The 20,364-nt window shown below is 71.9% G+C and carries 20 protein-coding genes; 8 read left to right on the forward strand and 12 right to left on the reverse strand.

Features of this window, described 5'->3' with window-relative positions:
- Position 1 precedes the first annotated feature (1 nt).
- The 7 genes from I4Q55_RS13585 (at position 2) to I4Q55_RS13615 (ending at position 8,059) form a co-directional block, all read left to right on the forward strand.
- The gene (locus tag I4Q55_RS13585; RefSeq protein ID WP_242545949.1) at positions 2-925 is read left to right on the forward strand and encodes an aldo/keto reductase; all 924 of its coding nucleotides are present in this window, start codon (positions 2-4) and stop codon (positions 923-925) included.
- Between the two features lie 82 nt (positions 926-1,007).
- Positions 1,008-2,543: an NAD(P)-binding domain-containing protein gene (locus tag I4Q55_RS13590; RefSeq protein WP_206787966.1), complete on the forward strand. Its 1,536-nt coding sequence runs from the start codon at positions 1,008-1,010 to the stop codon at positions 2,541-2,543.
- On the forward strand, positions 2,543-3,667 hold the full coding sequence (locus I4Q55_RS13595) for an alpha-hydroxy acid oxidase (protein WP_206787967.1): 1,125 nt from the start codon (positions 2,543-2,545) through the stop codon (positions 3,665-3,667). Before I4Q55_RS13590 ends, I4Q55_RS13595 begins: the two co-directional genes overlap by 1 nt.
- 35 nt (positions 3,668-3,702) lie before the next feature.
- Entirely contained in the window at positions 3,703-4,881 is a 1,179-nt protein-coding gene (locus I4Q55_RS13600; RefSeq protein ID WP_242545951.1) for a cytochrome P450, read from the forward strand.
- On the forward strand, positions 4,878-6,158 hold the full coding sequence (locus tag I4Q55_RS13605; RefSeq protein WP_206787969.1) for a cation:proton antiporter: 1,281 nt from the start codon (positions 4,878-4,880) through the stop codon (positions 6,156-6,158). The genes I4Q55_RS13600 and I4Q55_RS13605 overlap by 4 nt, the downstream gene beginning before the upstream one ends.
- Before the next feature lie 63 nt (positions 6,159-6,221).
- The gene (locus tag I4Q55_RS13610; RefSeq protein WP_206788108.1) at positions 6,222-6,869 is read left to right on the forward strand and encodes a response regulator transcription factor; all 648 of its coding nucleotides are present in this window, start codon (positions 6,222-6,224) and stop codon (positions 6,867-6,869) included.
- On the forward strand, positions 6,866-8,059 hold the full coding sequence (locus tag I4Q55_RS13615) for a sensor histidine kinase KdpD (RefSeq protein WP_206787970.1): 1,194 nt from the start codon (positions 6,866-6,868) through the stop codon (positions 8,057-8,059). Before I4Q55_RS13610 ends, I4Q55_RS13615 begins: the two co-directional genes overlap by 4 nt.
- Before the next feature lie 136 nt (positions 8,060-8,195).
- On the opposite strand, the gene I4Q55_RS13620 is transcribed toward I4Q55_RS13615, so the two are convergent.
- The 9 genes from I4Q55_RS13620 to I4Q55_RS13660 all read right to left on the reverse strand — a co-directional run bounded on the left by I4Q55_RS13620 (position 8,196) and on the right by I4Q55_RS13660 (position 16,840).
- Entirely contained in the window at positions 8,196-9,422 is a 1,227-nt protein-coding gene (locus I4Q55_RS13620; protein ID WP_206787971.1) for a hypothetical protein, read from the reverse strand.
- A 58-nt stretch (positions 9,423-9,480) separates the two neighbouring features.
- Positions 9,481-10,770, reverse strand: coding sequence for a histidine--tRNA ligase (gene hisS / locus I4Q55_RS13625; RefSeq protein ID WP_206787972.1), 1,290 nt, complete (start codon positions 10,768-10,770; stop codon positions 9,481-9,483).
- Between the two features lie 23 nt (positions 10,771-10,793).
- Positions 10,794-11,183, reverse strand: a complete 390-nt coding sequence (locus I4Q55_RS13630) for a hypothetical protein (protein ID WP_206787973.1) — start codon at positions 11,181-11,183, stop codon at positions 10,794-10,796.
- An 86-nt stretch (positions 11,184-11,269) separates the two neighbouring features.
- Positions 11,270-12,436 (reverse strand): amidohydrolase family protein, encoded by a 1,167-nt coding sequence (locus tag I4Q55_RS13635; RefSeq protein ID WP_206787977.1) that lies wholly within the window; start codon positions 12,434-12,436, stop codon positions 11,270-11,272.
- A 1-nt stretch (position 12,437) separates the two neighbouring features.
- Positions 12,438-13,547: an MAB_1171c family putative transporter gene (locus I4Q55_RS13640; RefSeq protein WP_206787979.1), complete on the reverse strand. Its 1,110-nt coding sequence runs from the start codon at positions 13,545-13,547 to the stop codon at positions 12,438-12,440.
- Complete coding sequence (locus tag I4Q55_RS13645; protein ID WP_206787980.1) at positions 13,544-14,065, reverse strand: hypothetical protein; 522 nt, start codon at positions 14,063-14,065, stop codon at positions 13,544-13,546. Before I4Q55_RS13645 ends, I4Q55_RS13640 begins: the two co-directional genes overlap by 4 nt.
- On the reverse strand, positions 14,062-14,472 hold the full coding sequence (locus I4Q55_RS13650; protein WP_206787981.1) for an XRE family transcriptional regulator: 411 nt from the start codon (positions 14,470-14,472) through the stop codon (positions 14,062-14,064). Before I4Q55_RS13650 ends, I4Q55_RS13645 begins: the two co-directional genes overlap by 4 nt.
- Before the next feature lie 305 nt (positions 14,473-14,777).
- On the reverse strand, positions 14,778-15,230 hold the full coding sequence (locus tag I4Q55_RS13655) for a flavodoxin family protein (protein ID WP_206787982.1): 453 nt from the start codon (positions 15,228-15,230) through the stop codon (positions 14,778-14,780).
- A complete protein-coding gene (locus I4Q55_RS13660; RefSeq protein ID WP_206787983.1) occupies positions 15,230-16,840 on the reverse strand; it encodes a phospho-sugar mutase in 1,611 nt (536 codons plus the stop codon). The genes I4Q55_RS13655 and I4Q55_RS13660 overlap by 1 nt, the downstream gene beginning before the upstream one ends.
- A gap of 30 nt (positions 16,841-16,870) precedes the next feature.
- Between I4Q55_RS13660 and I4Q55_RS13665 the strand changes: the two genes are divergently transcribed.
- Positions 16,871-18,034 carry a glycosyltransferase gene (locus I4Q55_RS13665; protein WP_206787984.1) on the forward strand — a complete coding sequence of 388 codons (1,164 nt, stop codon included), beginning with the start codon at positions 16,871-16,873 and terminating at the stop codon, positions 18,032-18,034.
- Positions 18,035-18,155: 121 nt separating this feature from the next.
- On the opposite strand, the gene I4Q55_RS13670 is transcribed toward I4Q55_RS13665, so the two are convergent.
- From I4Q55_RS13670 to I4Q55_RS13680, 3 genes are read right to left on the reverse strand one after another with little or no spacing between them, the layout of a single operon-like run.
- On the reverse strand, positions 18,156-18,935 hold the full coding sequence (locus I4Q55_RS13670; RefSeq protein ID WP_206787985.1) for a purine-nucleoside phosphorylase: 780 nt from the start codon (positions 18,933-18,935) through the stop codon (positions 18,156-18,158).
- The gene (locus tag I4Q55_RS13675) at positions 18,932-19,351 is read right to left on the reverse strand and encodes an ABA4-like family protein (RefSeq protein ID WP_206787986.1); all 420 of its coding nucleotides are present in this window, start codon (positions 19,349-19,351) and stop codon (positions 18,932-18,934) included. Before I4Q55_RS13675 ends, I4Q55_RS13670 begins: the two co-directional genes overlap by 4 nt.
- Complete coding sequence (locus tag I4Q55_RS13680) at positions 19,348-20,289, reverse strand: hypothetical protein (RefSeq protein ID WP_206787989.1); 942 nt, start codon at positions 20,287-20,289, stop codon at positions 19,348-19,350. The genes I4Q55_RS13675 and I4Q55_RS13680 overlap by 4 nt, the downstream gene beginning before the upstream one ends.
- Positions 20,290-20,364 lie beyond the last annotated feature (75 nt).

Raw genomic sequence — 20,364 nt, forward strand, 5'->3', positions numbered from 1 at the left:
CATGGGGATGAGCCAGGCCTACGGCGTCCGCGACAACGACGACGAGTCGATCGCGACCATCCACCGCGCGCTCGAACTCGGCGTGACGCTGCTGGACACCGCGAACGTCTACGCGAACGGCGTCAACGAAGAACTGGTCGGCCGCGCGATCGCCGGCCGCCGCGACGACGTCGTGCTCGCGACGAAGTTCGGCATCGTGTGGAACGACGGCGCCATGGGCGCCCGCGGTGACGCCGCGTACGTCAAGCAGTCGTGCGACGAGTCGCTGCGCCGGCTCGGCGTCGACCACATCGACCTCTACTACCAGCACCGCGTCGACCCGGACACGCCGATCGAGGAGACCTGGGGTGCGCTGGCTTCCCTCGTCGACGCCGGAAAGATCCGGTACGCCGGGATTTCCGAGGCGAGCGCGGTGACGATCCGGGCCGCCCACGCGGTGCACCCGGTGACGGCGCTGCAGAGCGAGTGGTCGCTGTGGACCCGTGGTATCGAGGGCGAGGTCCTGGACACCTGCCGCGAGCTCGGCATCGGGATCGTCCCGTTTTCCCCGCTGGGCCGCGGGTTCCTGACGGGCGCGGTGACGTCGGTCGCCGACCTGCCGGAAGACGACATGCGCCGCGGCCTGCCGCGGTTCGCCGAGGGCAACTTCGAGCGCAACATGGCGATCGTCGAAGCCCTGCGCGAGCTGGCCTCGGCCAAGGGCGTCACCGCCGGGCAGCTGGCGCTGGCGTGGGTCCAGTCCCAGGGCGAGGACGTCGTCCCGATCCCCGGGACCAAGCGCCGCAAGTACCTCGAGGAGAACGTGGCGGCGGCTTCCCTGGAGCTGACGGCGGACGACCTGGCGGCCATCGAAGCGGCCGCGCCCGCCGAAGCGATCGCGGGAGAGCGCTATCCGGAACGGCTCGCCCGCGCGGCCGGGAGGTAACTTACTTCTGAGGCTTTTCTGAGATCTCCGGAGCAGGCTCGGCGCCGATCACGCGGTCGGTGCCGAGCCTCAGGAGGTCGTCGTGGCGGAGGAAGTGCTCGATTATCTGGTCGTCGGGGCCGGGCCGGCCGGGGTGCAGCTCGCGCAGTTCCTCGGCCGGGCCGGGCGCCGGTACCTCGTGCTGGAGGCCGGTTCCGCGCCCGGGCACTTCTTCGAGACCTTCCCGCGGCACCGGACCCTCATCTCCATCAACAAGAAGCACACCGGGTACACCGACCCGGAGCTGAACCTCCGGATGGACTGGAACTCGATCCTCGCCGACGGCGACGACGACCCGATCCTCTTCACGGACTACAGTGAAAAGCTCTTCCCGGACGCCGAAGACCTCCTTCGCTACCTCGCCGACTACGTGGCGAAGCACCAACTCGACGTCCGCTACGGCACCCGGGTGACGCGCATCCGCCGTGACGGCGAAGCTTTCGTCCTCACCGCCGGCGCAGAAGAATTCCGCGCCACCAGGCTGATCATGGCCACCGGCGTCACCAAGCCGTACATCCCGGACTTTCCCGGCGCCGACCTGATCGACCAGTACGTGGACGTCGACGTCGACCCGGCGAGCTTCACCGACCAGCGCGTTCTCGTGCTCGGCAAGGGGAACTCCGCCTTCGAGACCGCCGACAACCTGATCGAGCGGGCCGCCGTCGTGCACGTCGGCGGGCCGCGGCCGGTGAAGCTGGCCTGGCGCACGCACTTCGTCGGCCACCTGCGCGCCTACAACGCGGGCATCCTCGACATGTACCAGCTCAAGCTCCAGCACGCGATCCTCGACGGCGACGTCCGCGAAGTCCGCAAGGACGCCGACGGCTACCACGTCAAGTTCGCCTTCGCCCGGGCCGACGAAGTCATCAAGGAAATCCGCTACGACCGGGTGATCTGCTGCACCGGCTTCCGCTTCGACGCTGCACTGTTCGACGAGGACTGCCGTCCGGAACTGACCATCGACGACCGCTTCCCCGCGCAGACCCCGGACTGGGAGTCGGTCAACGTGCCCGGCCTCCACTTCGCCGGCACGATCACGCAGGTCCGCGACTTCAAGAAGGCCACCAGCGCGTTCATCCACGGCTTCCGCTACGGCGCCCGCGCGCTGGTGAAGGTGCTGAACGAGCGCTACCACGACGTCCCGTGGCCGCACACCGAGCTGCCCGCCAAGCCGGACGCGCTGACCGGCGCCGTCATCACCCGGATCAACCGGACTTCCGGGCTCTACCAGCAGTTCGGCTTCCTCGGCGACGTCGTGGTCGTGGACGGCGACACCGCCCGCCACCTCGAAGAGGTGCCGGTCGACCGGGTCCTGGCGAACCCGCCGGACGACGCCTACGTCGTCACCCTCGACTACGGCCCGGACCACGACAAGGTCGACCCGTTCGACTTCGTCGCCCGCGCCGCCCAGGACAAGGCGAACGACCACGGCGAAGGCCACTACCTGCACCCGATCGTCCGGCACTACCGCCGCGGCGAGCTGGTCGCGACCCACCACGTCACCGAGAACCTCGAAAACGAGTGGGACAAAGAGGTGCACGTCGAGCCGCTGACCGCGTTCTTCACGCGGGAGCTCTGATGACGACGATCGCGGAGTTCGAAGCCACCGCCCGCGAGCGCCTCGATCCGGCGCACTACGACTACTTCGCGGGCGGCGCGCAGGACGAGATCACCCTGCGGGAGAACGCAACGGCGTTCCAGCGGCTGCGGCTGATCCCGCGCGTGCTGCGCGGCAGCGACAAGCGGGACCTGAGCATCGAGCTGCTCGGGACGCCGTCCTCGATGCCGATCCTCGTCGCGCCCACGGCGTTCCACCGGCTCGCGCATCCCGACGGCGAGCTCGCCACCGCGCGGGCGGCCGCGCGGGCGGGCACGATCATGATCGTCAGCATGGCCTCGAACACGGCGATCGAGGACATCGCCGCGGCCGCCCGCGAGGTCGCGCCGGACCCGGGCCTGTGGTTCCAGCTCTACCTGCAGCCGGACCTGGAGTTCAGTGAGGCGATCGTGCGGCGCGCGGAGAGCGCGGGGGTGAAGGCGTTCGTCGTCACCGTCGACTCACCCGTGCTCGGCCGCCGCGAGCGCGACGACCGCAACGCCTTCCACGACCTGCCGGCCGGGTTGTTCGTCGAGAACCTGCGCGACATCGGCGAAAACCGCAGCGGCGGCAACGCCAGCCACTCCATCCATGCCCCCGCCACCACCCTCAACGGAGGCGCTTCGCGCCGCAGCCATGTTCGTGAGATCGTCATGACGGCCGGGCTGAACTGGGACCACATCGCGTGGCTGCGGAGCAAGACCAAGCTGCCCGTGCTGATCAAGGGCGTGCTGCACGCCGAGGACGCGCGGCTGGCCGTGCACCACGGCGTCGCCGGGATCGTCGTGTCCAACCACGGCGGCCGCCAGCTCGACACCGTGCCCGCCACCATCGACGTGCTGCCCGAGATCGCGGCCGCCGTCGGGGGCGCGGTGCCGGTGCTGCTGGACGGCGGGATCCGCCGCGGCACCGACGTCGTCAAGGCACTGGCCCTGGGCGCGGACGCGGTCGGCGTCGGCCGCCCGGTGGTGTGGGGGCTGGCCGCGGGCGGCCGCGAAGGCGTCTCGGCGGTGCTCGACCTGCTGCGGGCCGACTTCGACCAGGCCCTCGCGCTGTGCGGCGGACGCCACCCGGCCGACCTCACCCCGGACCAGGTGCGGCGGTGACCGGCTGGCTGCCCGGGCGGGTCGTCGCGCTGCGGATGCGGATCTTCGCGCTGGTCAACGGCCAGGAAGCGGTGACGATCCCGGGGCCGAAGGTCGGTGCCGGAGACTTCAAGCGCGTCTACGCCGACCCCGCGGCGAACGGCCGCAGCCGCGGCGCCGCGCTGTCCGACCTGTTCTGGTACTGGCTCTCGCCGGGGCCGCAGGTGCACCAGGAACACCTCGAAGCCGGGCCGCGCTACGACGAGGTCGCCAAGTGCACCCGCCACATCCTCGTCAAGTCCAAAAAGGACACCGAGGAGCTGACCCGGCGGGTGGCCGCGCACGTGCTGGACGGCGTCCGCCCGGGCCTCGTGCGGCTGCGCGACGAGATGATGCCGATCTGGGCCGAGCTGTACTACGAGCTGGTGTTCGGCGAGCCGTGCCCGCCGCAAGCGCGCGACCTCATCGTGGCGCACGCCGACGACGTCGTCTCGGCGCTGAAGTGCGTGCGGCCGCGGAACATGCGCCGCCGGGCACGGCTGACGAAGTACCTCCGGCAGCGCCTCGCCGACGTCCCGCACCCGCTGCCCGAATCCCTGACCGCGGAGGAGTGGGCCTACTACCTGCAGGGCACGTTCTTCACCACCGCCGTCGTGCAGATGTCGGAGGCGATGGCACACCTGCTGATGATCATCGCGCAGGACGACGGACTCCAGCGGCGGCTCGCCGGCCACCCGGAGGACATCGACGGCGTCATCGACGACGGGTTGCGCCAGTACCCGCTCTTCGGCATCGCGCACCGGATCTCCACGGCGGACATCGAGCTGGACCAGCTCACCATCCCGGCCGGCACGGTGCTGTGCTTCAGCTACCCCGATTTCGCCGAGCAGTCCGCCAAGGAGGAGTTCGTCCCGTTCGGCGTCGCGCAGAACCGGGCCTGCCCGGCGCGCGGGCTGGCGCCGCCGACCATGCGGGTGGTGGCGCAGGAGGTACTGCGCCGCTTCAGCCTGGCCTCGACGGCCGCGCATACGCGCTCGATCCCCAACCGCGGTCCGGCGCTGCTCACCCCACGCGGGACCCGGCCCCGGCGCGCACCGCTGGCGTGGCTCGCGGTCCGCGACCGCTGGGAAGACGTCTGGCGCAGCTTCGCCCAGCTCGTGTTCGGCACGTACATGGTCCTCGACGCCCGTCGCCAGGCCCTTTGCTCGACCTACTTCGCCGGAGGCAACCGATGAGCCCGTCCGAAGCGGCACCGGTCTTCTTCCTCGCCGTCGTGGTGATCCTCGTGGTGGTCCGGCTGGTCTGCCTGGCCGCGGTCAAGCTCGGCCAGCCGCCGGTGGTCGGGGAGATGATCGCCGGGGTGCTGCTCGGCCCGTCGCTGTTCGGGCTGCTGCTGCCGGACGCGCAGGCGGCGCTGTTCCCCGACGGCATCCGCTCGCTGCTCTACGTCGGTGGCCAGATCGGCCTGGTCATCTACATGTTCGGCGCCGGCTACGAGTTCAACCTGCGCAGCATCGCGAAGTCGCGGAAGTCGGTCGCGGCCATCTCCTCCGCCGGGACGCTCGTGCCGCTCGCGCTCGGTATCGGGGTCGCGGTCGTGGGCATGTCGTGGGTCGGCATCGGCAAGGACGGTGTCGCACCGGTGACGTCCGCGGCTTTCGTCGGCGTCGCGCTGGCGATCACGGCGTTCCCGATGCTGGCGCGGATCATCACCGAACGCGGGATCGCCGGGACGAAGTTCGGTTCCCTGGCGCTGGCCTGCGGCGCGCTCGACGACGTGCTCGCGTGGCTCCTGCTGGCGGTCGTGCTGGGGATGCACGCCGGGTCGGCCGGGCCGGTGGCGCTCGCGCTGGGTGGCGGCGTCCTGTTCGCCGGGCTGGTGTTCATCGTCGGGCGACGGCTGCTGGCGAAGGCGATGCGCAGCGAACGCATGGGGCTCGACCAGCGGGTGCTCGTCACCGCGATGACATTGTTCGCCGCCGCCTGGTTCACCGACGTGATCGGCCTGTACGCGGTGTTCGGCGCGTTCTGCGTCGGGATCGCGTTCCCCCGCACGCCCGCCGCCGACGCCGTGCTCGCGAAGATCATGCCGATCGGCCGGATCGTGTTCCTGCCGCTGTTCTTCACCTACTCCGGCCTGAACACGCGGTTCGCCCTGCTCGCCGACCCGAAGCTGCTCGCGTTCGCGGTGCTGTGCGTGGTGGTCGCGATCGTCGGCAAGCTGGGCGCGTCCTGGGGCGCGGCCCGGCTGGCGGGGGAGCCACCGTCGATCGCGACGCGCGTCGGCGTGCTCGTCAACGCGCGTGGCCTGATGCAGCTCATCGCGCTCAACATCGGGCTGGCCGCCGGGATCGTCTCGCCGGCGTTGTTCACGGTGCTGGTGCTGGTCGCGCTGGTCACCACGATCATGACCGCGCCGCTGCTGAGCCGGCTCGACCGGCGCGACGCCCGCAAGGGGAGCATCGACGTACTCCTGACGGCCGAACCCGTTCCGGTGACCGGGAAAAGTTGATTCTTCAAGTTCGGAAATAACTGTCAAGATGGATCCGTGCGCGAGGCGGCGGCGAAACCGAGAGTGCTGCTGGTCGAAGACGACCGGGAGCTGGCGGGCATGCTGGGGGAGCTGCTCGCGGACGAAGGCTACGAAACCGAGGCGGCGCACGATGGTCAGCGCGCCCTGCACCTCGGGCTCACCGGGCACTACGACGTGCTGGTCATCGACCGGCGGCTCCCGGTGCTCGACGGGCTCGAGCTGCTCCGGCGGCTGCGGGCCCGGGCGGTGACCACGCGGGTCCTGGTGCTCTCGGCGCTGGGCGAGGTGGCCGACCGCGTGGCGGGGCTCGACGCCGGCGCGGACGACTACCTCGTCAAGCCGTTCGAGGCCGAGGAACTGCTGGCGCGGCTGCGCGCGCTGGGCCGCCGCGACCTCGAAGGCGCCGAGTGCCTGCCGCTCGGCACGGCGGCCCTCGACCTGCAGCGCCACGAAGTCGTGCTGCCGCGCGGCGAGCGGATCACGCTGTCCGGGCGGGAGTTCGAGCTGCTGCGGACGCTGGCGCAGCGGCCCAAGGCGATCCACCCGCGGGCGGCGTTGCGCACGCGCGTGTTCGCCGACTCGACCGGCGAGTCCATTGTGGATACGTACGTGTACTACCTGCGGCGCAAGCTCGGCCGGGACGTGGTGCGGACCGTGCACGGCCTGGGGTACCAGATCGGCGCGGTATGAGCCCCGACCCCGAGGAGCGGGCCCTGCGGCGGGCGCGGTGGGTGATCACCGCGCAGATCTCCGTCGTGGTGTCGCTGCTCGTGGCCGTCGCGGGCGCGATCGCGTACGGCATCATGCTGTCCGGCCAGCACGCCGACGCCGACCGGCTGCTGGCCAGGACGATCCAGCTCGGCCCCGGCGCGACCCCGCCGGGCTGCGTCTGGCTGTTCACACCGAGCGCGCACGCGCCGGCCGGGCCACCGCCGGCGGGCATGCCGATCCCCGAGCTGAACGCGTTCGTGCCGTCGCCCGGCGACGTCCACACCGAACGGCGGGCGATCGACGGGATGACGTACACGTTCCGGGTGGAGAACCGCGGCGGTGTCGTCTCGCAGGCGTTCTTCGAGGAGCGGTACCAGATCCAGGACCGCGCGTCGCTGGTGTCCGGGCTCGGCGTCGCCGAGGTGCTCGCCCTGCTGGCGGCCCTGGGCAGCGGGCGGGTGCTGGCCCGCCGGGCGATCCGGCCGCTGGAGGACGCCCTGCGGCGGCAGCGGACGTTCGTCGCGGACGCGTCCCACGAGCTGCGGGCCCCGCTGACCCGGCTGCACACGCGCGCGCAGCTGCTGGCCCGGCGGGCGTCCGGCCGCGACGCGGCGGAGCTCGACCACCTGGTCCGCGGCACGCGGGAGCTCGGCGAGGTCGTCGAGGACCTGCTGCTGTCGGCGCAGGCGTGCGGCGAACGGCCGTCGCTGGAGCTGGTCGAGCTGGGCGTGCTGGCCGAGGAGGCGGTGGCGGCGGAGGCGGTGCGCGCCTCGGCGGGCCAGGTCAGCTTGGCGGTGACCCGGGAGCGGCGGCCGTACGTCGTCCAGGGCGTCCCGACGGCGTTGCGCCGGGTGCTGTCGGCGTTGCTGGACAACGCGCTCGGGCACACGCCGCCCGGCGGCTCGATCGAGGTCTGGCTCGGCGTCCCGGACGAGCGGCACGTCGAACTGCGGGTCCGCGACACGGGAGCCGGCTTCCCGGCCGCCGACGCGGACCGCATCTTCGAGCGTTTCGCCCGCGGCTCCGACGGCGACGGCCGCCGCTTCGGCATCGGCCTGGCGTTGGTCCGCGAAGTGGTGACGGGCCACGGCGGAACGATCGCGGCCGCGGCCCGCCCCGGAGCCGGAGCCACGTTCACCCTCCGCCTCCTCCGCGCCGACCCCACGTGACCCAGCGGGCATCACCCGTGATCAGGCGGGCATCACGTGTGATTGAAGGGGCATCAGCGCGATGCCTCCCCAATCACGCGTGATGCCCCTCTGATCACGCGTGATGCCTCTCCAGACACACGTGATGCCCGGCTGATCACGGGCGTTGCGGGAGGGCGAAGCGGATTTCGCGGGCCAGGGGTGGGTCGAGGGCCGTGCAGAGCGTGTCGATTTCGGCCGCCAGGGGCGGGGGTGGGGTGGTGTAGGTGGCCGCCGAGTGGGCCAGCCAGGCGTGGATGTCCTGGTGGGCGTCGGGGGCCAGGTCCGGGTCGCGCAGCAGGGTGAGGTCGGTGTGGAGGCGCAGCCAGGTGTCGCGGTCGCGGAGGAGGGCGACGGCCGCGCGTCGCGTGTGGATCGGGTGGCCGGGGGACAGGAGGGCGCGCAGCGTCGGGACGTCGACCAGGGTGGGCTTGCCGCGCAGGAACGTCACCACCTGCCTGACCACCGACGGCGACGGGTCCGTCAGCAACGGCGGTACCGAAGCCGACTCCGGGGCGATCCGGCGCAGGCCGCGGACCGCCGCCCGGCGGATCCGGGGGCGGTCGTCGGCGAGGTGCCCCTCCAGGAACGCAGCGTCGGCGGCGGTCCCCGTTTCGCCGAGCCCGGCGACCGCGCCGAACGAGACCGGCGAACCGCGGTAGTGCGCCGCCGGGTCCGGGACGAGTACCTGGGCCATCGTGCGCACGGCCGACGACCGGTCCGCGAGGTGGGCCACGGCGGCTTCGGGACCGAGCAGCGTCAACGCCCGCACCCGGACCTTCGGTGCCCCGGCCGCCAGCAGCTCCTCGACGCACTCGCCGCGGTCGAGCAGCGCGTTGCCGCAGATCGCACGCACCACGAAGTCGGGGTGCGTGGCAGCGATCTCCAGCAGCCGCTCGCGCGACAGCAGCCCGAGCGCCTCGCGGTGGACCCAGCGACGGCTTTCCCGGTCGTCCGACGCCAAGGCGGAGTCGAGCACACTCGGCAGTGCGTCGCGCAGCAGCGTGGTCATCCAGTCGTCGACCTGACGTCGTCGCAGGACACTGATCAGCGGCAGCATCGCGCGCAGTACCGAATCGTCCAGTTCGGACGGAACAACCGACCGGGCGAGCTCCCGTACCGGCCGCACCCAGTCGACGCACCGGATCAGCAGCAGCGGCAGCGCTTCGGGGTCGGTGCTGACCGCGAGCCGCCGGACCGCCGCCTCGCGCTCGTGACCGTCCGGCGAGCAAGCAGCGATCGCCAGTGCTTCCCGTGCGGTACGGCGCCCGCCGCGGTACCGCCACTCCCGCCGCACGGCGAGGTCGAACTCGACCCACTGCCGCACGTCCTCGAAAACGATCATCGGTCCACCCCCTCCGGGGCCCAGGATGCCCCGGGCCCCGGAGGGGAGGCGAACCGATTTACGCCAGCAGCGCCCGCACCGCCGCGGCGGCGTCGGCGATCGCGACCGGGTTCTGCTCCCGCGTCGCCAGGCTCCGGACCGTCACGTTCCCCGCCGCCCAGTCCTCCTGGCCGACGATCACCACCGCGACCGCGCCCGCCTTGTCCGCACGGGTCAGCTCCTTGCCGAGCTTGCGGTGCTCGATCGGCGTCGACGTCCGCAGCCCGGCGGCCCGCAGCGACGCCGCCACCGAACGAGCCTCGTCCGAGAGGTCCTCGGTCACCGGGATCACCATGACGTCGACCTCGCTGCGCGGGGCCGGCGTCAGGCCGTGCGTGTCGAGGAAGTCGATCAGCGTCACGTCGCCCATGCCGAACCCGATGCCCGGGATCTGCTGCGGCGTGAACATCGACGCGAGGTCGCTGTAGCGGCCGCCGCCGAAGAGGGCGCGGCGGTTCTCCGGCGAGGTGTCGAAGACCTCGAACACGGTCGACGTGTAGTACGCCAGCCCGCGCACGATCATCGGCTCGTACTTCACCAGCGATCCGGCGCTGCTCCGCAGCACGCGGACCAGGTTGGACTGTTCCCGCACCTCGGACGGCAGCTCGTCGAGCAGCGCCTCGCCCGCGTCGAGCGTCTCGGCCAGCTTCTCGAACTGCTTGTCCGACAACCCGATCTCGCCCGCGTTCTCCGCCAGCTTCTCGCGCGGGTACTTCTCCCAGCGGTCGACGAGCGCGAACACCTGGGCCAGGTGGTCGGCCGACACCCCGGCGACGTCGGTGAGCGCCGACGTCAGCAGGTTCCGGTCGTTGACGCGCAGCACGAACATGTCCGGCGTCGCGCCCAGCGCGGCCATCATGTCGTGCACCAGCTCGAAGATCTCGATCTCGCAGTTGGCGCTGTCCGAGCCGAAGATGTCCGCGTTGATCTGCCAGTGCTCGCGCACGCGGCCGCGCTGCGGGGCCTCGTACCGGTGGCAGTTCGGGTGGCTGTACCAGCGGACCGGGAACGACAGCGACTTCGCGCTCCCGGCGATCATCCGCGCCACCGTCGGCGTCATCTCCGGGCGCAGCGCCAGCCGCCGCCCGCTCTTGTCGGTGAGCGTGTACAGCTGCTTGTCCGCGATCTCCTGACCGGACTTCCGCTCGTAGATCTCGGCCGGCTCGAGGATCGGGCCGTCGTAGCGGAGGAAACCGCGGCGCTCGAGGACGTCGTAGAGATGACCGAACACCTGGGTACGCACGGACATTTCGGCGGGCAGGAAGTCCCGGAGCCCCTTGGAGGGCGCGGTCGGCAGGTATTCAGGCACGTCACCAGCTTAACGACCGGCACTCAGGCGAAAGCGACCCCGTACGCCGTGAGCAGCGTGGCCGCGCCCAGGAGCACCGCGCCGGCGGATGTCATGCGCCCGCCGAGTTTGCCTCTGCCGGGGATCAGGTGCAGGAAGAAGCCACCCGACTGGGCGAGGATGCCGAACAGCAGCAGGAAGCAGCCGATCCACAACGTCGTGTCCGGCAGCGTCGTGCGGCTCAGGATCTGCAGCGCGACCAGGGCGAGGATCAGCAGGACGCCGGCGTGCGCGTGGCCGGCGCGGAACATCGCGCGCTGGTGCTCGGTCAGCTTGCGGTCGCGCATCACACCCATCAGCGCGTAGCCGCCGTACATCACGGTCGGCAGCGACACCAGCGCGATCACCGTGAACAGCTGGGTGGGTCCGTGCATCGGGGAGCTCCTTCGAGGTGGGGTGGCGTAACGGTAACACTGTTTTAAAACGCTGTCACCAAACGGGGCATTCCCCGATCGGGGACCTAGGCGGGCCGGCCCTGGGCCAGCACCAGCAGCGGGTTGCGGAGCGCGGCGAGCGACGCGAGCGGGTCGCCTTCGACGACCAGGACGTCCGCCGCGAGCCCGGCTTCGAGCCGTCCGGTGACGGCACCCAGCCCCAGCCCGGCCGCGCTGTCCTCGGTCGCGATCTCCAGGATCCGGCGCCGGGGGAAGCCGAGCCATTCGTAGAGCTCCAGCGCGCCGACCGGGTCGTCGAACACCGAGCCCGGCAGGCCCGCGTCGGTCCCGGCCAGCAGCCGGACGCCGTGCTCTTCCAGCCACGGCAGCCGCCCGTACATCGCCTGCGCGACGTCGTCGCCGAGCTTCTCGACGATCGTCCGCCAGTTGCGGCTGCTCGTCGAGCACGCCGAGATGCCGTCGGCCGCCATCCGCTCGGCCACGTGCGTGCGGCGGTCGAAGGAGCGCGGCCCGGTCAGGAAGCTGCAGTGCTCGACCGTCGACACCCCGGCCTCGACGGCGGCCTCGATCGCGTCGGCGCCGTGGGCGTGCGCGGCCACCGGCAACCCGTGCGACGCCGCGTGCGCGACGATCAGCGACAGCTGCCGCGCGTCGAACTGCGACTCCCACATGTCGGCGCCGCCCTCGGTGATCTGGCCGCCGCTGGCCATCACCTTGATCACGTCCGCGCCCGCGGCCGCGTTTGAGTCGATCAGGGCGCGGATTTCGCCGTCGGACGCCGTTTCGCCGCCGAAAAAGTGACAATGCCCGCCCGGCACGGTGATCGGCGGGCCCGACACGAGCAGCCGCGGTGCCGCGGAACCCTCGAACGAGCGCCGGACGGCCGCGCCGAGGTGCCCGCGGTCGCCGAGGTCCCGCACGGTGGTGACGCCGCTGCGCAGCATCGCCGTCAGCCGCGAGCGCGCGCCGTCCAGCGGGTCGCCGCCTTCGGAGAAGTGGGCCAGCATCTCGCGGGACGCGTCGAACGCCAGGTGCACGTGGACGTTGAAGAGCCCGGCCAGCGCGGTCCCGGTGGGGAAGTCGTGCCGGGTCGCGCCGGGCGCGGCCCGCGCGACGACGTCCGCGCGCGGGCCGGCCGCGACGAGCACGCCGTCGCGCACCAGCACGGCGCCGTCGCGCACCGGCGCGGAAGGCCGCGGCAGCACCCGGCCGGCGGTGATCAGGGTGTCCACGTCACTTCCCGTTCGCCATCGCGGCCGACAGCGCCAGCAGCGGCCGGACGTCGGATTCGATGTCGTCCGCCCCGGCGGGCAGGACCTGCTTGGCGCGGCCGTCGCTGGCCTCGCCGGCCGCGTGCCGCCGCAGCGCCGCCCGCAACACCGCCGCCGCGGCAGCGGGGTCTTCGGCGACGACCGCGCCGAAGTTCGCGTCCAGGTACGGCGACAGCTGCACCAGGCCGTCCCGGATCTCGATCACCCGGCGGTAGCGGACCCGGTTGACGCCACCGCGCCGTCGCGGCGGGGTCCGCAGCACGATGCTGGGGAACGCCTCGACCAGGACCGTCCACAAGGGAGCGAGAGCCGCGTGTTCCCGCCGGTGCTGACGGCGGCGGCGCAGCGCCGAAACCCGCGCCCGCACCCCGGGGTAGGTGACGCCGGCGAGGAAGAGCATCCCGCCGGCGATCACGAACGGGACGCCGAGCAGCAGCAGGATCTTCACGACGGGGCCGAACACCCACGCCACCACGATGTACAGCGCGCGGCAGATGCTGCCGACGGCCGCGCCGGCCAGGCCGATCGCGCTCAGCCGCAGCCCGATCCGCAGATTCCGGTCCGCCACCCGCAGATACCGCAGGATCCAGGCCGCGCAGGCGATGAGGCCGTAGATCAGGTACAGCCCGGCGCCGAGGTAGAAGACCGCGACCCCGCTGTCGTGGATGGTCGACGGCCCCAGCGGCAGCCCGCGCAGCTCCGGCCGCGTCAGGTCCATCGCGACGATCATCAGGGTGATCGCCGCCGCCAGCGGGATCAGCTCGACGACCACCCGGCGGTACCGGCGCGGGCCGATCGCCGAGCCGAGGAAGAAGATCACCAGCGCGCAGAGGCCGCACGCCAGCAGCGCGTTGTTCGCCACCCGGGCCGCGCCCCGGCCCAGCAGTGCGTCGACTTCGTCGGACAACACCGGTTGCTGCAACAGGAACGCCGCCGCGAACCCGGCCACGCACGCGGTGACGGCCCAGTTCGGCACGGTCGGCGCGCGCGTCACCTGGTAGATCCGCCACGCCAAGGCGGCGGCGAACAGCACCATCGCGATCAGGTTGACGGGACTGAAAAGCGTGCTCACAACCACCCTTGGTGATCGCCGAGCGCCCCCTGGATCCGGCGGAGATCCCGGTCCGCGGCGCGCCGGGGGATCGTGTAGTTCAGGACCGACGCCCATTCGAGGATGATCGTCGCGACCGTTTCGGCTTCCCACTCGTGCGCGTCATCGTAGGACGAACGGCGCAGGGCGCGGTGTACGGCATCCGGGTCAAGATCGGGAGCGGGCCCGCGCAGGAAGTCCGACGGCTCGGCGTCGCCGTGCGGGTGGTGATCGGCCAGCATGTGCCCGAGCTCGTGCAGGATGATGTGGTCCTGGTGCGATTTCGTCGTCTCGGCCTGGTAGAAGATGTAGTCCGCGGCCGACGTCGCGATCCAGCAGCCGAACGGCCCCGGCACTTCGAGCGGGTACGCCAGCAGCCGGATCGGCTTCCCGCGCCGCTCGCCCAGCCGCGCGCACAGCACCTCGACGTCCAGCGGCGGCCCGATGTCCAGTTCCTTGAGCAGCTTCCGGCAGCGGCGGCGCAGCTCGCGCTCCTTCATCGCCCGGGTTCCCCCGGGCCCTCCGGACTCCGGCCCTCGCGTTCGGCCCGCTCGTAGCGTTCGACGAGCTCCAGCAGGTCCATCACCTGCCGGCGGCCCCGCGGGGACAGTTCCTGCGCCCGCATCGCCATCAGCTGGGCCTCACCCGCCGGTGCCGCCGCCTCTTCGTCGAAGAAGTACGTCACCGGCACGCCGAACAGCCTCGCCAGCGCCTCGACGTAGTGGATCTTCGGGTTGACCCGCTTGCCGGTGGCGAGCTGCTGCAAGTAGGCGGGCGACATCGCCGGCCCGCCCGCCCGCTCGACGGCGGCCGAGATCTCGCGATAGCTGTGCGGTGCCCGGCCGTCGACGCGGGCAGCCTCGATCAGGGCGCTCAGGCGCTCCGCGAAGGTGCGTTCCCGTGCCATCTCCACCCCCTGGGAATCCAGCCGCGGAAAACTATAGCCACAAGCCACTGTACGCACATGTTGACAGCCGTCGTATGCAGTGGTTTACAGTTGGCTCGCCTCTCGCCTGGCTCTCCGTGCCCTGGGGGTGCACGGAAGGGCTCAGGCGAGAGGTTGTCGCGCCTTCGACTCGTCATGATCGGCCGTCTGTAGTACGCTTCACACGTCAAGGTTGATCGCCCTCGGGCGAACCCTTGACCACGGCCTGTTGCCGGAGGTCGACCCCCAGGGCTTCCGGTGACAGGCCCCCTTATTTCCCCTGCTGGTCAGTTCATCAGCGTCGCGGCCAGCGTGCCGCCCAATTCGGCGCATGCCTCGAAAGTTCTTTTGTCCGGTTCGCCCGTTGTGATGACCGGTTCCGCCGCTTTGGTCCAGGCCAACCCCGTCGTGATGGCCAGCAACTGCCGTTCCGTGCCCGAAGTGTCGCTGTTCCCGTGGATCCAGTACCCGAACGGGCGACCTCGCGTCTCGTCCAGGCACGGGTAGTAGATCGTGTCGAAGAAGTGCTTGAGCGCGCCGCTCATGCTGCCCAGGTTCGCCGGCGTGCCCAGCAGGTAGCCGTCGGCCGCCAGGACGTCGGTGACCGTGGCCGCCAGCGCCGCGCGGCGGACCACCTCCACCCCTTCGATGTCCGGGTGCGTCGCGCCCGCCACCACCGCCTCGAACAGCGCCTGCGTCGACGGCGACGGCGTGTGGTGCACGATCAGCAACCTCGGCATCAGGCCAGCAGCTCCTCGACGTCCGCCCGCAACGCCGTCAGCCGCTCCTGCGCGTCGGCGCGAACACTCGCGACCACCTGCAGGTACGCCTTCAGCTTCGGTTCGGTCCCCGACGGCCGCACGACCACGCGCACCCCCTCACCGGTCAGCCGCACGACGTCGGCGTCCGGCAGCAGGTCCTCGAGGGTGACCTCGACGCCGCCGAGCCGGGCCGGCGGAGTGGTCCGCACCTTCGCCATCAGCTGCCCGCGGACGGCGAGATCGGTGACCCGCAGCGAAACCTGGTCGGTCAGGTGGACGCCGTGTCGCCGCGCCAGCTCGTCGAGCACGTCCAGCGGCGTGCGGCCCTGCGCCTTGAGCTGTGCGGCGAGCCCCGCGGCCAGCGTCGCGGCGGCGACGCCGTCCTTGTCGCGCACGAAGCCCGGGTTCACGCACAGCCCGAGCGCCTCTTCGTAGGCGAACACCAGGCCTTCGCCGGCGCGCACCAGCCACTTGAAGCCGGTCAGCGTCTCGGCGTACCGGGCGCCCTCGGCCTTGGCGATTTCGCCGAGCATCGACGACGACACGATCGTGGTGGCCACCAGCGGGTCCGGCAGCACCGTGCGGTCCACAGTGGACAGGACGTACGAGCCGAGCAGCACGCCGGTCTCGTCGCCGCGCAGCATCCGCCACCGCCCGTCCCGCTCGCGGACGCCGAGCGCGCACCGGTCGGCGTCCGGGTCGAGCGCGATCGCCAGGTCGGCGTCCACATCGGACGCCAGCGCGAGCAGCAGGTCGGTCGCGCCCGGCTCCTCGGGGTTCGGAAAGGACACGGTCGGGAAGTCCGGGTCGGGCGCGGCCTGGGCCTCGACCAGGTGCAGGTCGGTGAACCCGGCTCGCTCGAACGCCGCCCGCAGGGTGGCCGCCCCGACGCCGTGCAACGCCGTGGCGGCCACCCGCACCGCGCGGTCGTGGCCCAGCGGCAGGGTCGCGACCTCGTCGAGGTAGCGGTCCAGCAGGTCGACGACCTCGGCGCCGGGCGCGCGCGGCACCTCCGTCGCCCGCGGCGCGGCCTCGATGGCGCGCTCGATCTCGCCGTCGGACGGCGGGACGATCTGGCCGCCGGTCGCGTCGTAGAGCTTGTACCCGTTGTCCGCCGGGGGATTGTGCGACGCGGTGATCTGGATCCCGGCCACCGCGCCGAGCCGGCCGACGGCGAACGCGAGCACCGGTGTCGGCAGCGGGCGGGCGAACACTTTGACGTCGAAACCGGCCGCCGTCAGCACCTCGGCGGCGGCGGTCGCGAAGGCTTCCGAGCCGTGCCGCGCGTCGCGGCCGACGACGACCAGCGCGCCGGCGTGCCCGTGGGCCTTCAGCCACTCCGCGACCCCGGCCGTCGTGCGGGTGACGACGGCGACGTTCATCCCGTTGGGCCCGGCGCGCACCGGGCCGCGCAGGCCGGCGGTGCCGAACTCCAGGGGCCCGGCCAGCCGGTCGGCCAGGTCCGCCGCGGCCGCGGGGTCGCTCTCCGCCCGGGCCAGGACGGTTTCCAGCTCGGCACGGGTGGCGGGGTCCGGATCGGCGGCGATCCAGCGGGAAGCGGCGTCACGCAGGGTGGAAATCGATGTCACCGCGTCAGCCTACGGGCTATGGTCGGGTAGGTGCGCTTACTCTTCACCTCACTGGGGTCCTTCGGCCACACTTTCCCGCTCGTCCCGCTGGCGGTCGCCGCGCGCGAGGCGGGCCACGACGTCGTCTTCGCCACCTCGGAAGACTTCCTGCCACAGGTGACGAAAGCCGGGCTCGACACCGCGGCCGCCGGGCTCGCCATCAAAGACGCGTTCGGGCAGGCGTTCGCCGAGACGTTCGGCGAAGCGGGCCTGCCCGGCCCGCCGGGGGACATCCCGCGGGAGGTGCTCTTCCCGGTCGTCGCGAAGGTGTTCGGCGAGGTGATGCCCAAGCGGTTCGTCGCCGACCTGCTGCCGCTGTTGGAGCACGTCCGCCCCGACCTGGTGGTCAGCGAGGCGGGCAATTCGGGCGGCGCGTTCGCCGCACTGAAGGCCGGGATCCCGGTGGTGTCGCACGGGTTCGGCCGGGTGTCGACCGACGACCCGTTGACCGGGAAGATCCGGGACGCGATCCGCTCGAACGCCGCTTCGCTGGGCATCGAGATCGACGACGACCTGGCGTTCGGCGGGCCGTTCGTCGACATCTGCCCGGAGTCGGTGCAGGACGCGGGCTTCCTGGCCCGCGCCCGCCGGGTGCCGCTGCGCCCGGTTGGCTGGAGCGAGCCGGGCGAGCTGCCGCCGGGCGTGCTCGGCAAGCGGCGGCCGCTGGTCTACCTGACACTGGGCACGGCGATGGGGCACGCGGGCGTGCTCACCGAGGCGATCGCCGGACTGTCCGGTTTGGACGTCGATGTCCTGGTCGCCACCGGCCCGTCGCTGCCGGACGACGCGCTGGGCGAGGTCCCGGCGAACGTCCGGCTCGAGGCGTGGGTCCCGCAGGCGGCGCTGCTCCCGCACGTCGACCTGGTGGTCCACCACGGCGGCAGCGGCACGACGCTCGGCGCGTTCGGCGAGGCCCTCCCGCAGCTGCTGCTCCCGCAGGGCGCGGACCAGTTCACCAACGCGGAAGCGGTGGTCGCGGCCGGAGTGGGCGACCGCCTGCTCGGCGCCGAGGTCACGGCCGAGGCCGTGGCCACCAAGGCCCGTCACCTCCTCACGGACACGTCGGTCCGCGACGCGGCCCGTGTCCTGGCGGACGAAGTCGCGGCCATGCCGTCCCCGGCCGACGTCGCCGCCCAGCTCCCCACCCTGGCCTGAAGCGCCCCAATGTGGCCTTCGGTGCGTTGAACGCACCGAAGGCCACATTGGGTGCGTTCAACGCAACCAAGGCCCCATTGGGGCGCTCGAACGCAACCAAGGCCACATTGGGGCGCTCGGGTCAGGCGCGGGTGACCAGTTCGCGCAGCAGGGAGCCCATCCTGGTGGCCGCCGCGCGGCCGGCTTCCAGGACTTCCTGGTGGTTCAGCGGCTCGCCGGTCATGCCCGCCGCCAGGTTCGTCACCAGGGACAGGCCGAAGACCTCGACGCCGGCCGCGCGGGCGGCGATCGCCTCCAGCACCGTCGACATGCCGACCAGGTCCGCGCCCAGCGTGCGCAGCATCCGGATCTCGGCCGGCGTCTCGAAGTGCGGCCCGGTCAGGCCCGCGTAGACGCCTTCCTCGAGCGACGGGTCGATCTCCCGCGCGATCTTCCGCAGCCGCGCGGAGTACAGGTCCGTCAGGTCGACGAAGTTCGCGCCGACGATCGGCGAGCGCGCGGTCAGGTTCAGGTGGTCGGCGATCAGCACCGGCTGACCCACCTGGAAGCCCTCGCGCAGGCCACCGGCCGCGTTCGTCAGCAGCACCGTCCGGACGCCGGCCGCCGCCGCGGTGCGCACGTTGTGCACCACCGGGTCGATGCCCTTGCCCTCGTAGAAGTGGGTCCGGCCCAGCATCACCAGGACGTTCTTGTCACCGATCTTCAGCGAGCGGATGGTGCCGCCGTGGCCCACCGCGCCGGGCGTGGTGAAGCCGGGCAGCTCGGCGAACGGGATCTCCGTCTCGCACTCCCCGATGACGTCCGCCGCCGGGCGCCAGCCCGACCCCAGGACCACCGCGATGTCGTGCGCGTCAACGCCGGTGCGCTTGGCGATGGCGCTCGCGGCTTCTTGTTCACTCATGCGAGGGAGCGTATCCGGACGGCCCTCACCACGAGGAACGCCACCAGCCCGAACGGCGAGAGGAAGATCGTCAGCGCCAGGATCGGGCTCACGATCCACGGCGAGATCTCCCGCGCACGCCCCTCGAAGTACATCCACCGCGCGATGAACAGGTCGAACGCGATGAGGTGCGCCCAGACGAGCCCGGCACCCCACGGCGTGGCCAGGAGCGCCTGCAGGACGCCGAGGTCGGGCCGCAGCATTGCCCGCCCCCACTCGCCGAGGTGCGGCAGCACGAGCCCGAAGTAGCACACCAGCGGCAGCAGCGGCACCCACGGCGACGTCATGATCCGCGCGGTCCAGCGCCACTTCGGCGCGAAGATCATCAGCGCCCAGAACGGCGCCGCCAGCGGGAACGCCAGGTCGAAGAGGGTCATCGGACGCGCACCGTAGCCCACGCGCCCAGCCCGGCCGCCGCGACCAGCAGCGCGAAGGCGCCCAGCGTCGTCGCGTCCGGGTGCACGATCGACTGCGCCCGCAGCGCCTGCCAGGTGACCAGCGCGGTCAGGCCCGCGTACCCGGCCGCGCCGATCAGGACGAGCCGCGCGCGGACGACGTCGTCGCGCAGCCGGGCGAACCGCGGGGCGAGGGCCGCCAGCGCGATGGCGAGCAGCGGCAGCACCTGCAGCGCGTGCATCCCGACGAAGTGCGGGATCCGCAGGTCGCCGCCGACCGTGCTCCAGCCGAGGATCGGCAGGCCGGGACCGCCGTCTTCGAGCCCGACCGTGTGCGCGCCGACCATGTCCGGCCGGCCGCCGGTCCGCCACTGCGCGAGCTGCTGCGCGGTCGGCGACGTCATCAGCTGGCCGAGCGTGATCCCCACCAGCGAGAGCGCGGCCCCGGTCCGCACCGCCCAGTACGACGCGCGGTCGGGCACCTTCGTGAACAGCACCAGCACGGTGAGCGCCAGGGTGGCGACCCAGAGCACGGCGATCATCACGGCCATCGCGCCGAAGATGGCGGCGTCCTGCGGGGTCGCGACGTTGAAGTGGCTTGCCCGGCCGCGCGCGGCCTGGAACACCAGCAGGACGTACTCGGCGGCGAAGATGAGGACCAGGAGGTTCGTGAGCAGGCCCGCCGTGCGCCGGAACTTCGGCAGCAGCGAGATGAGCCAGCTCCAGGTGGCGAAGTAGAGCGCCCCGGACACCGCGAACTTGAACGGCTTCGCCCAGATCGGCGCGCCGGCCAAGGTTCGCTGGTCGAGGAGCATGGCCGCGACGCACAGCACCGCCACCACCCCCAGCGTGCCGGCCGCGAGCGCGGACGGCCGGTGCCACGTGTTCGTTCTGCTCCGCAGATCGGCAAGGATGGTCATGGTTCCTCCCAGAACGGATAGTCAAGCTCTCCGTTTTGGAAAGTTAAACTATCCATACTGAGAAGTCTTCAGGGT

The sequence above is a fragment of the Amycolatopsis sp. MtRt-6 genome (assembly GCF_017308975.1).
GTDB lineage: Bacteria > Actinomycetota > Actinomycetes > Mycobacteriales > Pseudonocardiaceae > Amycolatopsis.

Bases quoted from the DNA above. Each gene is read 5' to 3' on its own strand.
- I4Q55_RS13585 (WP_242545949.1), top strand. From the start codon at position 2: ATGGGGATGAGCCAGGCCTACGGCGTCCGCGACAACGACGACGAGTCG.
- I4Q55_RS13645 (WP_206787980.1), bottom strand. From the start codon at position 14,065: ATGAAGGAGCGCGAGCTGCGCCGCCGCTGCCGGAAGCTGCTCAAGGAA.
- I4Q55_RS13595 (WP_206787967.1), top strand. From the start codon at position 2,543: ATGACGACGATCGCGGAGTTCGAAGCCACCGCCCGCGAGCGCCTCGAT.
- I4Q55_RS13630 (WP_206787973.1), bottom strand. From the start codon at position 11,183: ATGCACGGACCCACCCAGCTGTTCACGGTGATCGCGCTGGTGTCGCTG.
- I4Q55_RS13675 (WP_206787986.1), bottom strand. From the start codon at position 19,351: ATGACCCTCTTCGACCTGGCGTTCCCGCTGGCGGCGCCGTTCTGGGCG.
- I4Q55_RS13650 (WP_206787981.1), bottom strand. From the start codon at position 14,472: ATGGCACGGGAACGCACCTTCGCGGAGCGCCTGAGCGCCCTGATCGAG.
- I4Q55_RS13670 (WP_206787985.1), bottom strand. From the start codon at position 18,935: ATGAGTGAACAAGAAGCCGCGAGCGCCATCGCCAAGCGCACCGGCGTT.
- I4Q55_RS13600 (WP_242545951.1), top strand. From the start codon at position 3,703: ATGCGGATCTTCGCGCTGGTCAACGGCCAGGAAGCGGTGACGATCCCG.
- I4Q55_RS13620 (WP_206787971.1), bottom strand. From the start codon at position 9,422: ATGATCGTTTTCGAGGACGTGCGGCAGTGGGTCGAGTTCGACCTCGCC.
- I4Q55_RS13680 (WP_206787989.1), bottom strand. From the start codon at position 20,289: ATGACCATCCTTGCCGATCTGCGGAGCAGAACGAACACGTGGCACCGG.
- I4Q55_RS13615 (WP_206787970.1), top strand. From the start codon at position 6,866: ATGAGCCCCGACCCCGAGGAGCGGGCCCTGCGGCGGGCGCGGTGGGTG.
- I4Q55_RS13655 (WP_206787982.1), bottom strand. From the start codon at position 15,230: ATGCCGAGGTTGCTGATCGTGCACCACACGCCGTCGCCGTCGACGCAG.
- I4Q55_RS13605 (WP_206787969.1), top strand. From the start codon at position 4,878: ATGAGCCCGTCCGAAGCGGCACCGGTCTTCTTCCTCGCCGTCGTGGTG.